Consider the following 11,612-nt stretch of genomic DNA (forward strand, 5'->3'; position numbering starts at 1 on the left):
GCGCTCAGGCGGGGACGGCGCCCGGCACCCGGGCAGAGGCGGTGCTCGGGCAGGGGCGGTGCCTGACCCCAGGGGGTGTCCTACCGCCCGTCCAGGGCGAAGACGGCGCCCCTCCTGGCCTCCATCGTGCAGCGATTCGGGAAGGTCTCCGTGTAGTCCACGGGGCGGCCCCGCCACTCGCCCCGGGCGTGGGCGGTCACCGGCGCGTAGACCATAGGGCAGTAGGTGTTGTCCTTCGCGGGGATGCGGTCGATGCGGCCGCCCGCCGCGGCGAGGTCCGCGCAGGCCTCGGCGGCGCGGGCGTGGCCGCCGGGCGGGTCGCAGCGCAGCAGCGCGGTGCGCGGGACGGCCGTGCGGGACTCCTGCGGGGTGACCGTGATCTGAAGTCTGCTGGTGCCGGTGTCGCCGGGCCGGACGCCGGCCGGCGGGGCATCGGCCTGCGCGGGGGTCGTGCAGGCGAGCAGGGCGGTCAGGGCCGGCAGGGCGGTCAGGGCCGGCAGGGCGCTTCGTAGCGTCGTCGGGAAGTACCTCATTCCCGGTGCATCGGCACGGCGCTGCCCGGACCCCATCCCGGCTCACCCGAACGGGAGCGTACGCGCGGGTGACGCACGGTCAGTTCGAACGCGGCGAGGACGACCCGCGCCTGGTACTCGGACTGACGTGCGACGGGGATCCAGCGGGGCGCCCACATGTCGCGGTAGTCGGCGCAGCGGGCGTCGATGAGACGGTCCAGCTCCGGCAGCACCCCGGCCGGGTCGCGTCCGGCGCTCGTCACCAGCTGGTGCAGCAGTCCCGCGGTGCGCAGCGCCAGGCGCTGCCCGGCGATGCGCAGGGCGGCGAGGCGTGCGGTGGTCATGGGCGGCAGCGGGCGGGCGGCGCTGCCGCCGTGGTCGGGGTCCCAGGCGTCGGCGAGGCCGGGGCAGACCAGGAGGTAGTCGCCCACCGGGGCGAGCAGCCGGGCCGTCTCGGGCGCGGCGGCCAGGTGCGGGCGGATCCGGGCCAGCAGCCCGGCGAGCAGCACGGTGTCCTCGCGCAGGGTGCGGCTGACGGCCCGCAGCACGGCGGGCGCGTCGGCGTGCGGGGAGGCGTCGGAGACGGCCGTCACGCCCCACATGGGTGCCTCGACGATGGCGGTGACGGTGCCGTGGCGGTGCGGATGGAACCAGGTCGACTCCACGGCCGCCTCGGTGATGGCGGCGGCCAGATCGCCGGGGTGCGGGGACGGGATGCGGTACACGGCGGGGCCGAGGCCGGGCCAGTACAGGGCGTCGTAGGCGCCGAGTTCGCGGGGGATGCCGAGGCGGGCGGCGATCGCGGCGACGCGCCCGCCGAGGCCGGGCAGGTCGCGGGTGAGCTCGACGAAGCCGCCGCCGACGTCGACGCCGTGCAGGGAGCACTGCAGCACCGGCCGGAGTTCGTCCTGGAGGGCGAGCAGGGTGCGGGTCTCGGGCAGCACCGCCGCGGCGGCACCGTCCGGCAGCCATTCGGGCTGCTCGAGGAAGCCGGGCCGGAAGAAGTGCCGGAAGTAGTGCCCGAGGGCGTACGGGCCGGTGATCCAGCGCTCGTTGCGGCGCAGCCCGTCGGGGTCGAGGCAGAGCAGCAGGTTCCAGGTGGCGTCGGCGGCCTCGGTGAGCCGCGGGTCGGCCAGGGTGCGTTCGGCCAGCCGCAGCACGGTCGTGCCGCCGACGGGTTCGTTGGCGTGCGGTCCGGCGACCACGAGGACCTGCCGGCTGCCGTGACCGATGCTCAGCAGCCACAGCGGGGTGCCCGCGCGGGAGACGCCGACGCGGCGGAGGCGAGCGGTGCGGGGATGGCGCGCGACGAGGGCGGCGGCCCGCGCGCCCAGCTCGTCGACGGTCGGATAGCGCAGGAGGGGCGGCAGGGCACACCTCCATGAAGTGCTGCCGTCTTTTCACCTGGCGTGCAGGTGTACGTACAGTCAGTCACGAAGCCCCGGGCCGCGTCAACACCGCGGAGAGCAAAGGGGAACTGACGGAGGACTGCCGGAGGACCGACGGAGGGCTGAAGGGAAGCAAGTGCCCGGCCCATCGCGGCCCGTACGGCGTTCAGTTCGCCGCGAGCCGGTAGGTGATCCGTCCAAAACCGACCTGGTCGCCCTCGCGGACGACGGCCGCGCCGATGACCCTGCGCCCGTTCACCGTGGTGCCGTTGGTGGAGCCGAGGTCCCGCAGCACCCACATGCCGCCCTGGTGGCGCAGTTCGGCGTGCACCCGGGAGACGGTCTCGTGGTTGAGGCGCAGCCCGTTGGCGGGGTCGCGGCCGATGCGCAGCGGGTGGCCGCTGGCCGGGTGCGGCAGCAGCAGCTTGGGCAGCCGCTCGGCCTGCCAGGCCCTGCGCAGCCGTACGGTGAATCCGGAGACGGCTTCGACGGTGCCGAATATCAGCCGGGACAGGCGGTTCTCGGTGGGCAGGTCGGCGGTGAGCGCGGCGAGCTCCTCCGGCCGGCGGGCGGCGAGCGCCAGTTCCATGCGGCGGATGAACGTGTCGTGGGAGAGCCGGCCCATGGCGACGCCGTCCCGCAGTACCTTCAGCGCCTTGTCGCGCTCCGCGTCGGACAGCCGCGCGGGGTACGTGTTGAACTCGAAGGACGACGTCACGCAGGTGATTGTCGGTCAGGGCGGCCGGACTGTCCAGAAAACCAGGAAACGGGCGCCCGGGGAGGTGCCCGGCGAGACCCGCCGCAAAAGGGAACATTCACGAGCGGATTGATCTCTCATGCCGCAGGATGGACGGGCTGTATCACGGTGAGCAGACGAAGGGGAACCGTCCGTGCAGTTCGAGGTGTGGGCACCACAGGCCGGCCGAGTGACGCTCGAGTGCGACGGTGTCACGCGCGAGATGGAGCGCGACCCCCAGCGCGAGGGGTGGTGGCGGGCGCGAGCCGAGGCGCGGGACGGCTCCCGGTACGGCTTCTCGCTGGACGGCGGCCCGGTGCTGCCCGATCCGAGGTCGCGCCGGCAGCCGGACGGTCCGGACGGGCTGAGCGCGGTGGTGGACCACGACCGCTACGTCTGGCGCACCGAGTGGTCCGGGCGCCCGCTGCCGGGGGCGGTGCTGTACGAGCTGCATGTGGGCACCTTCACCCCCGAGGGGACCTTCGACGCGGCGGCCGAACGGCTGGACCATCTGGCCCGCCTGGGCGTCACCCATGTCGAGCTGATGCCGGTGTGCCCCTTCCCCGGCCGGCACGGCTGGGGGTACGAGGGGGTGTCGCTGTGGGCGGTGCACGAGCCGTACGGCGGTCCCGAGGGACTGAAACGGTTCGTCGACGCGGCGCACGCCAAGGGGCTGGGGGTCGTCCTCGACGTGGTGCACAACCATCTGGGGCCGTCCGGCAACTATCTGCCGCAGTTCGGCCCGTACTTCACGGACACTCACCAGACGCCGTGGGGGTCGGCCGTGAACCTGGACGCGCCCGGCTCGGACGAGGTGCGGGCGTATCTGGTGCAGAGCGCGCTGGCCTGGCTGCGGGACTACCGGATCGACGGGCTGCGGCTGGACGCGGTGCACGCGCTGGTGGACACCCGCGCCCGGCACTTCCTGCAGGAGCTGTCGGAGGCGGTGGACGCGCTGGCGGCGGACACCGGCCGGCCGCTGTTCCTGATCGCCGAGTCGGATCTGAACGACCCGCGCATGATCACGCCCCGTGAGGAGGGCGGCTTCGGCATGCAGGCGCAGTGGAACGACGACTTCCACCACGCCCTGCACGCCGCGCTGACCGGTGAGTCGCAGGGCTACTACGCGGACTTCGCCCGCGCCCCGCTGGCCGCCGTGGCCAAGACGCTCACCGGGGGCTTCTTCCACGACGGGACGTACTCCACCTTCCGCGGCCGCAGTCACGGCCGGCCGCTGGACCGCACCCGGGTGGCGGGGCACCGGCTGCTCGGCTACAGCCAGACCCACGACCAGGTCGGCAACCGCGCCCAGGGGGACCGGCTGTCGGCGCTGGTCTCCCCCGGGCTGCTGGCGTGCGCGGCGACGCTGGTGCTGACCGCGCCGTTCACGCCGATGCTGTTCATGGGCGAGGAGTGGGCGGCGAGCACGCCCTGGCAGTTCTTCACCGACCACACCGATCCCGAGCTCGCCAGGTCGGTACGGGACGGCAGGCGGCGGGAGTTCGCGGCGCACGGCTGGGCCGAGGAGGACGTGCCCGACCCGCAGGACCCGGTGACCCGGGAGCGTTCCTGCCTCGACTGGTCGGAGCCGGAACGCGAGCCGCACGCCCGCATGCTGGACTGGTACCGGCGGCTGATCGCGCTGCGTCACGAGCAGCCCGACCTGACCGACCCGGACCTGGCGGACACCAAGGTCGCCTATGACGAGGAGGACCGCTGGCTGGCGTTCCGCCGCGGCGACATCCGCGTGGCGGTCAACCTCTCCCCCGCCCCGGCCGCCATCCCGCTCGGCGCCCCGACCGCCCGGATCCTCGCGGCCTGGGAGCCGGTCGAGGCGCCGGGCGCGGACGGTGTGCTGCATCTGCCCGGGGAGTCGGCGGTGGTGCTGCTCCAGGAGTGAGCCGGGCCGCGGCCTCCGGGAGGACTCGGGTCAGACCCGTTCCAGGGGCCGGTGCGGCTCTGCCGGGAGCTTCACTTTGATCGTGTCGCCGGGGCGGACCACGCCGCCCTGGCGCACCACGCTCATGATCCCGGCCTTGCGGACCAGGTTGCCGTCCGCGTCCCGGCCGACGACCTGCTTGAGCAGCCCCTCCTGGAAGGCGTCGATCTGCACACAGGGGTTGCGCAGCCCGGTGACCTCCACGACCGCCTCCGCGCCGATGTGCAGCAGGGTGCCGGTCGGCAGGGCGAGCAGGTCGATGCCGCGGGTGGTGATGTTCTCGCCGAGGTCGCCGGGCCTCACCTCGAAGCCGGCGCGAGCTACTTCCGCGAAGAGTTCCTCGTGGATGAGGTGGACCTGACGCAGGTTCGGCTGGGTGGGGTCCTGCGCGATGCGCGAGCGGTGCTTGACCGTCGTCCCGGCGTGCACATCGCCCTCGACACCGAGTCCGGCGAGCAGGGTGATGCTCTCCCGGTTGGGCTTGGTGAACGAGTACTCCCCGTTGCTGCTGACCGCGGTCACTGTCCCGCTCATGGTGCGAGCCCCCTCCTCGGCGTCCGGGATCTCCAACCACCCTACGGGACCGGCCGGTTCAGGTGCGGCGGCGCGACCGGCGGGCGCTGTGGCTGTCCGCGATGTGGGCGGTGAGGGCGATCGAGGCGGTGGCGCGGTCGTAGGAGAGCTGCGCCACGCGGGCGTAGAGACAGTCGATGATCAGCAGCACCGAGTGGCGGGCGCCGAATCCGCCGTGCCGGAAGCTCGTCTCGCCGGAGGTGGAGACGAGGTGGATCGACGCGGCCTGGGCGGCGGGCGAGCGGGGGTCGGAGGTGATGGCGACGGTCGTCGCGCCGCGCTCGGCGGCCAGCCGCAGCGGGCCCAGCACCTCGCGGGTGTTGCCCGAGTGCGACAGCGCCACGGCCACGTCGGCGGGCGTGAGCAGGGACGCCGAGGTCTCCGCCGCGTGCACCTCGGTCCAGCCCCGGGCCGGGCAGCCGATGCCGAAGAGCCGGGCCTCCGCCTCCCGGGCCAGCACTCCGGAGGCGCCCACTCCGTAGAAGTCGATCCGGCGGGCCTTCACCAGGGCGTGCGCCGCCCGGTCCAGCGCCTCGCGGTCCAGGCGCTCGGCAGTCGCGCGCAGCGCCCGCAGATCCGCCTGCGCGATGACCTCGATGACGTGGTCCAGGCCGTCGTCGGGCCCGATGTCGGGTCCCAGGGGCCGGTCCCGCGCCGGGGACTCCTGCGTGAGGTGCCCCTGCTCCTTGGCGAGTTCGAGCAGCAGCGCCTGGTAGGAGTCGAGGCCGAGGGCCTGGCAGAAGCGGGTGACCGTGGCCTGGGAGGTGCCGGTGCGGCGGCCGAGGTCGGCGGCCGAGGTGTGGGCGAGCGCGGCCGGGTCGGCGAGGACGTGCTCGGCGACCTTGCGCAGCGAGGCGGTCAGCCGGGGCAGTTCGGACTGGATCAGCGCGGTGATCACGGCGGGCTCGCTCGATTCGTCGGGTGGGCGGCAGCAGGGGCAGGCGGGTGCCGCGGATGACTTCGGCCGACGCGCCGCCCGTGCCCGGCCTCTTGCCAGGCCGCGATTCTATCAACCACCATTCAGTGTGCTCGATGAATCATCGAAACAGCCGGAACAGCCGGCGGTACAGCCGGAACAGCCGGAACAGCCGCAGCCGGTACAGCCGGAACAGTCCACGCCGCTGCTGCTCGGCGTCGACGCCGGAGGCACCCGTACCCGCGCGTACTGCGCCGACCCGACGGGCCGGGTGATCGGCACGGGCACCGGCGGTCCCGGGAACGCGCTCGGCGTGCGCCCGGCCGATCTGGTGCGGCACTTTAGCGACGCCATCGGCGCCGCCGTGCCGGAGGGCCTGCGCGCCAGGGTGACGGCGGTGGCGGGAGGCTTCGCGGGCGGCGGCCCCGGGCGCGGCCGGGACAACGCGACCGCCTGTCTGGCCGAAGCGTTGGCAACCGTGGGGATCGAGGCCGCCGCCGTGGAGGTGTACGGCGACTGCGAGATCGCGTTCGCCTCAGGCCCCGGGGCGCCCGCGGACGGACTGGTCCTGATCGCGGGGACCGGCTCGACCGCTGCGCGGGTGGCCGGGCGGCGCGCCGTGCGCCTGGTGGACGGGCACGGCTGGCTGACCGGCGACGAGGGCAGCGGCTTCTGGCTGGGCCGCGAGGCCCTGCGGGCTGCCGTACGGGCCCTGGACGGACGCGGCCCGCGGGGTCCGCTGGTGGAGCGCGTACTGGCACAGGTGGCTCCGGAACACCGCCTGGACGACCGGCCCTCGCCGCTCGCGCTCATCCGGCTGCGGGACGCCGTCGCCGACTGGACCTACTCCAGGCCGCCGGTCGCCCTGGCCGCTCTGTGCCCCCTGGTGACCGGCGCGGCGGACGGCGGGGATCCGGCCGCCCGCGCGCTCCTCGACCGGGCGGCCGGCGAACTCGCCGAGAAGGTGGCCGCGTTGGAACCCCGGCCCGGCGAACTCCTGGTCACCACCGGCGGTCTGCTCGCACCGGGAGGACCGCTGGCGGACCGGCTGGCCGCACGCCTCGCGCCGACGGGCCTGCGGATCGAGGCGGTCCCGGACGGCGGGGCGGGAGCCGTGGCACTGGCCGGGCTCTTGACGCGCCGAGGCCACTGATTCATCGTTTCAAGCAAGCCGCACGATACTGAATCATTCAACCGTCATTCAACCGATCACTGCGACCAGTGAAGGTGAGTCTCCATGACCGACCCGCAGATCAGCGCGAGCGTCTTCGCCGACCGGGCGCGTACCTCGCTGGACGCCGCGATCGAGGCGAACAAGGCAGCGGTGGCGTCGGCGGCCCGGCTGTTCGCGGACTGCGTGGCGGCGGACGGGGTGATCCACGCCTTCGGCACCGGCCACTCGCAGGCCACCGCACTGGAGATCTGCGGGCGCGCGGGCGGTCTGGTCCCGACCAACCGCATCGGTCTCGCCGACCTCGTGCTCCGGGGCGGCGAGGACCGCGCCGTGCTGTCGGACCCGCTGCTGGAACGCAGGCCGGGGCTCGCCGCCCGCCTCTACGAGCTGAGCACCCCGCGCCCCCAGGACCTGTTCGTGATCATCTCGAACTCGGGGGTCAACAACTCCATCGTCGACATGGCGCAGTTGGTGACCGGCAAGGGGCACCGGCTGGTGGCGCTCACCTCGCTGGAACACACCCGGTCGGTGCCCGCGCTGCACCCCAGCGGGCGCCGGCTCGCCGACCTGGCCGACGTGGTGCTGGACAACGGTGCGCCCGCGGGGGACGCGCTGCTGCCGCTGCCGGAGGGAGGCGCCCTGTGCGGGGTGTCCACCATCGTCTCCACGACACTGGTGCAGATGGTGGTGGCCGAGAGCGTGGCCCTGCTGATGGCCGAAGGGCACGACGTCCCCGTCTACATCTCCGCCAATCTGCCGGGCGGCTTCGAGCGCAACGCCGTCCTGGAGGCGCGCTATGAGGGCCGGCTGCACCGGGGCGGCTTCTGACGGACGGACGGCGTCGAGGCCGGAAGCCGGCTGAGGGACCCGGACGGCGTGCTGACGGACCTGCCAAGAGCGGGAGAGCAGGAGAGCAGGAAACAGCCTAGAGCGCCTCGTCCTCCTTGCGCAGGTCGGTGACGCGTTCCAGGAGGATCGGCTCCCAGGCGCGGTGCAGCCGCGTCCGCAGCAGGGGCAGCGGGGTGGGATCGCTGCCGGTGATCCCCTCGGCGAGGTGCAGCACGGCGTCGCAGCGGGCCAGCCACAGGCCGCGCAGGCAGGGCCGGGCACCGTAGCCGGCGAGGGTCGCGGCCCGCACGGCGGCGGGCGCACCCACTGCGAGGGCGAGGCCCGCGATGTCCTCGGCCGGGTCGCCGAGCACGGCCGCGCCCCAGCCGAGGACGCCGCGCACCCGGCCGTCGGCGCTGACCACGAGGTTCTCGCCGGTGAGGGCGTGGTGGACGAGGACCACCCCGCCGGGCTGGGCGGCGAGCTGGGCGGCGGCGGGCGGGGCGAGCTGGTCGAGCCGGCCGGAGTCGAACTCGTCGGCCTCGTCGAGCCGTCCGGCGGCCTGGACGGCGGCGCGGCGCAGCACCTCCAGCGAGCGCGGCGCGATCCGCGGCACGCCGAGGGTGTCCGCCTGCCGCAGCGGCACCTCCCGGAGGCCGGAGAGGAGTCCGGCCAGGTCGGTCTCGCCGACGGCGGAGACGTCGTGATCCTCGGCCGAACCGCCGGGCACCCGCGTGTCCAGGGTGCAGACCAGCTGCGGGGCCCACTCGCCGTGCGCCACGCTCACCGGCAGCGCGATCCGGACGTGCGGGCGCACCAGGTCCCGCAGCCGCATCTCGCGGCGCAGCCGGATGCTCGCCTCGCGGTCGGGGGCGAGGCGCAGCACATGGCGGGTGCCGACCCACCAGGTGGTGGCCCCCTCACCGCCGCCGACGGGCCGCACCTCGGGTTCTGCCGTCTGCCCGCCGGTGCCGCCGCGGGGGCCGCCCCTGCCGGTCCGGGCCGCCCGGCTGTCCTGCAGCAGGGTGCGGACCAGCTGTCTGACGGTGTCCGCGGTGGGTGTCGGTGCCTGGGTCATCGATCGCGCCGTTGTCGTTCCGGGAGTCGGGAGGTGCTCGGACGGGGTCGTGGTCATCGCCCTACTCCACTATGACCATCTCACGGGTGGTGTTGTTCAGGCGCCGGCCGCCGTCCTCGGTCACCGTCACGATGTCCTCGATGCGGACGCCGAACCGGCCGGGCAGGTAGATGCCGGGTTCCACGGAGAAGCACATGCCGGGCACGAGGGGCTGCTCCTCGCCCTCGATCATGTAGGGCGGCTCGTGGGTGGTGACGCCGATGCCGTGCCCGGTGCGGTGGATGAAGTACTCGCCATAGCCGGCGTCGGCGATCACGGCGCGGGCGGCGCGGTCGACGTCCTGGCAGGCGGCGCCGGGGCGCACCGCCCGGAAGCCCGCCTCCTGCGCCTCGCGCACGATGTCGTGCACCCGGCGTTCCTCATCGGTGGGTTCGCCGACGTGCACGGTGCGGGAGGTGTCGGAGCCGTAGCCGTCCTTCAGGCCGCCGAAGTCCAGGACGACCATGTCGCCGTGCTCGATGACCCGGTCGCCGATCTCGTGGTGCGGGTTGGCGCCGTTCGGGCCGGAGGCGACGATTGTGAAGTCCACCTGGGAGTGCCCGAACCGGCGCAGCAGTGCGGCGAGGTCGGCGGCGACGTCCGCTTCCCGGCGGCCGGCGAAGCGCACGCCGCGGATCTCCTCGAACGCCGCGTCGGCGGCGGCGCCGGCCGCGGCCAGCAGTTCGAGCTCGGCGGCGTCCTTGACGGCGCGCAGCATCGGCAGGGCGTGGGTGAGGGAGGCGTAGGAGGCGTCCGGCAGGGCGGACTGCAGGCCCAGCAGGTGCATGGCCCAGGCGTTGTCGCTGATGCCGTAGCGGCCGTGGGCGTCGAGCAGGGCGGCGGTGACGGCGTAGGGGTCCTTGCCGTCGGTCCAGTCGCGCAGGGTCAGGGCCGGTGCTGCGGGTGCCCGGGCGGCGTCCGGCGCCTCCAGGGTGGGGACGACCAGCACGGGGTCCTGCCCGGGGGCCAGGACCAGCAAGGTCAGCCGCTCGGTCTCGGCGGTGGGGGCATAGCCGGTGAGCCACACCAGATCGGGCCCCGGGGTGACGAGCAGTCCGGAGAGCCCCGCGTCGGCGGCCGCCCGTGCGGCGCGCTCCATGCGGGCCGTGTAGTCGTCGGCGGTGAAGGGCGCGGGTGCGGTGCCGGTCATCCGGGGCCTCCCAGGGCGACAGAGGGCTACGGGCAGCATCCTGCCCGCCGGGCGGGGGCGACGCGACCCGGTTCGACGGGTTGGCCGGGTTCTCCACCTCTCGGATTAATGGTTAGATCATCTGCAACCATTATCCCGGTCCGGGGAGGCGTACGGCCGTGCTCGTACTCGCACACATCAGCGATCTGCATCTGGACGGAAGCGCCCGCGCGAGCGAGCGGGCGCGGCGGGTGCGCGACCGGCTGTGGCGGCTGCCGCGGAAGCCGGACGCGCTGCTGGTGACGGGGGACATCGCCGACCACGGCGACGAGTCCGAGTACGAGGAGGCCGCCGGGCTGCTGGGCCTGCGCGACCAGAGCGCTCCGTTCCCGGTGCTGACCTGTCCGGGCAACCACGACAGCCGCGCCCCGTACCGGAAGGCCCTGCTGGGCGTGCCGGCCGCCGAGGGCCCCGTCAACAGCGCGCATGTCACCGAGTCCGGAGCGGTGCTGATGTGCGACTCCAGCATTCCGGGCCGTGACGACGGGGAGCTGGGCGAGCTCACCCGTGCCTGGATCGAGGAGCGGCTGGACGAGCTGGGCGGTGAGCTGCCGGTGCTGCTGGCCTTCCATCACCCCCCGGTGCCGGTGCACCACCCCCTGCCGGACTCGTACATGCTGCGCGAGCCCGGCCGTCTGGCCGCGCTGATGGCGGACCGGCCGGAGATCGCCGGGCTGATCGCCGGCCACGCCCACACCCCGGCCGCCACGGTGTTCGCCGGGCGTCCGCTGGTCCTGGGGCCCGGGGTGACCTGGACCCTGCGGCTGCCCTGGGAGGGCGAGCCGGTCGCGGACCGCGACGCCCCGCCCGGCTTCGCCCTGCATGTGCTGGACGACGCCGGGCGGCTCACCAGCCACTTCCGGGTGGTCATGTGACCACGGCGGGCACAACCGTCAGCTGCTGATAGCCGCCGCTGCGGTGGCGCACCGTCAGCTTCACCTCCTTGCCGGGCCGGGCCCGGGCGACGGCGCGGGCGAGGTCGGCCGCGGTGTCGATCCGGGTCCTGCCGAAGGCGAGCAGTACGTCGCCGCGCACCAGGCCGGCCGAGAACCCCGGCCCCGGCACGTGCACCCCGACGACCAGGGCACCCGGTCTTCGGTCGTCCGCGACCTCGATGCCGAGCCGGGCGGCGACCGGTACGGCGACCGGCGCGGGGGTCGGGGACGCGGTGGGGCCCCGGGGCGGTGCGGGCGCGGCGGGCGGGCCGCCGTCCGGCTGCGGCTGCCCGGCCTGCACCAGC

12 protein-coding genes are annotated in these 11,612 nt (G+C 74.3%); 4 read left to right on the plus strand and 8 right to left on the minus strand.

Annotated features, from left to right (window positions below):
• Nucleotides 1–80: 80 nt before the first annotated feature.
• The 3 genes from ABD198_RS26405 to ABD198_RS26415 form a co-directional block, all read right to left on the minus strand.
• Nucleotides 81–533 (minus strand): SSI family serine proteinase inhibitor, encoded by a 453-nt coding sequence (locus ABD198_RS26405; RefSeq protein WP_344006445.1) that lies wholly within the window; start codon nt 531–533, stop codon nt 81–83.
• The gene (locus ABD198_RS26410) at nt 530–1,882 is read right to left on the minus strand and encodes a M14 family zinc carboxypeptidase (protein ID WP_344006471.1); all 1,353 of its coding nucleotides are present in this window, start codon (nt 1,880–1,882) and stop codon (nt 530–532) included. Before ABD198_RS26410 ends, ABD198_RS26405 begins: the two co-directional genes overlap by 4 nt.
• Nucleotides 1,883–2,066: 184 nt before the next feature.
• The gene (locus ABD198_RS26415; RefSeq protein ID WP_344006447.1) at nt 2,067–2,618 is read right to left on the minus strand and encodes an FHA domain-containing protein; all 552 of its coding nucleotides are present in this window, start codon (nt 2,616–2,618) and stop codon (nt 2,067–2,069) included.
• Between the two features lie 172 nt (nt 2,619–2,790).
• Between ABD198_RS26415 and treZ the strand changes: the two genes are divergently transcribed.
• Nucleotides 2,791–4,536: a malto-oligosyltrehalose trehalohydrolase gene (treZ, locus tag ABD198_RS26420; protein WP_344006450.1), complete on the plus strand. Its 1,746-nt coding sequence runs from the start codon at nt 2,791–2,793 to the stop codon at nt 4,534–4,536.
• 30 nt (nt 4,537–4,566) lie between these two features.
• On the opposite strand, the gene ABD198_RS26425 is transcribed toward treZ, so the two are convergent.
• Nucleotides 4,567–5,109, minus strand: coding sequence for an MOSC domain-containing protein (locus tag ABD198_RS26425; RefSeq protein ID WP_344006452.1), 543 nt, complete (start codon nt 5,107–5,109; stop codon nt 4,567–4,569).
• A gap of 58 nt (nt 5,110–5,167) precedes the next feature.
• Nucleotides 5,168–6,046: a MurR/RpiR family transcriptional regulator gene (locus tag ABD198_RS26430; RefSeq protein ID WP_344006454.1), complete on the minus strand. Its 879-nt coding sequence runs from the start codon at nt 6,044–6,046 to the stop codon at nt 5,168–5,170.
• Between the two features lie 127 nt (nt 6,047–6,173).
• Here ABD198_RS26430 and ABD198_RS26435 point away from each other — a divergent pair, with 127 nt between their 5' ends.
• Both ABD198_RS26435 and ABD198_RS26440 read left to right on the plus strand, forming a co-directional pair.
• Nucleotides 6,174–7,217: an N-acetylglucosamine kinase gene (locus ABD198_RS26435; RefSeq protein WP_344006456.1), complete on the plus strand. Its 1,044-nt coding sequence runs from the start codon at nt 6,174–6,176 to the stop codon at nt 7,215–7,217.
• Between the two features lie 84 nt (nt 7,218–7,301).
• The gene (locus ABD198_RS26440; protein ID WP_344006458.1) at nt 7,302–8,066 is read left to right on the plus strand and encodes a sugar isomerase domain-containing protein; all 765 of its coding nucleotides are present in this window, start codon (nt 7,302–7,304) and stop codon (nt 8,064–8,066) included.
• Between the two features lie 97 nt (nt 8,067–8,163).
• On the opposite strand, the gene ABD198_RS26445 is transcribed toward ABD198_RS26440, so the two are convergent.
• Both ABD198_RS26445 and ABD198_RS26450 read right to left on the minus strand, forming a co-directional pair.
• A complete protein-coding gene (locus ABD198_RS26445; protein ID WP_344006460.1) occupies nt 8,164–9,144 on the minus strand; it encodes an aminoglycoside phosphotransferase family protein in 981 nt (326 codons plus the stop codon).
• Between the two features lie 61 nt (nt 9,145–9,205).
• Nucleotides 9,206–10,333, minus strand: a complete 1,128-nt coding sequence (locus ABD198_RS26450) for an aminopeptidase P family protein (protein WP_344006463.1) — start codon at nt 10,331–10,333, stop codon at nt 9,206–9,208.
• 158 nt (nt 10,334–10,491) lie between these two features.
• Between ABD198_RS26450 and ABD198_RS26455 the strand changes: the two genes are divergently transcribed.
• Nucleotides 10,492–11,247, plus strand: coding sequence for a metallophosphoesterase (locus ABD198_RS26455; RefSeq protein ID WP_344006465.1), 756 nt, complete (start codon nt 10,492–10,494; stop codon nt 11,245–11,247).
• Here the strand turns inward: ABD198_RS26455 and ABD198_RS26460 are convergent.
• Nucleotides 11,240–11,612, minus strand: a 373-nt coding sequence (locus tag ABD198_RS26460) for a PDZ domain-containing protein (RefSeq protein WP_344006467.1), incomplete at its 5' end; no start/stop codon positions are given. The genes ABD198_RS26455 and ABD198_RS26460 overlap by 8 nt on opposite strands.

This window comes from Streptomyces thermocarboxydovorans, from assembly GCF_039524635.1.
Lineage (GTDB): Bacteria > Actinomycetota > Actinomycetes > Streptomycetales > Streptomycetaceae > Streptomyces > Streptomyces thermocarboxydovorans.

Coding starts and splice junctions, on each gene's coding strand:
- ABD198_RS26405 (WP_344006445.1), bottom strand. CDS start 533: ATGAGGTACTTCCCGACGACGCTACGAAGCGCCCTGCCGGCCCTGACC.
- ABD198_RS26425 (WP_344006452.1), bottom strand. CDS start 5,109: ATGAGCGGGACAGTGACCGCGGTCAGCAGCAACGGGGAGTACTCGTTC.
- ABD198_RS26440 (WP_344006458.1), top strand. CDS start 7,302: ATGACCGACCCGCAGATCAGCGCGAGCGTCTTCGCCGACCGGGCGCGT.
- ABD198_RS26445 (WP_344006460.1), bottom strand. CDS start 9,144: ATGACCCAGGCACCGACACCCACCGCGGACACCGTCAGACAGCTGGTC.
- ABD198_RS26450 (WP_344006463.1), bottom strand. CDS start 10,333: ATGACCGGCACCGCACCCGCGCCCTTCACCGCCGACGACTACACGGCC.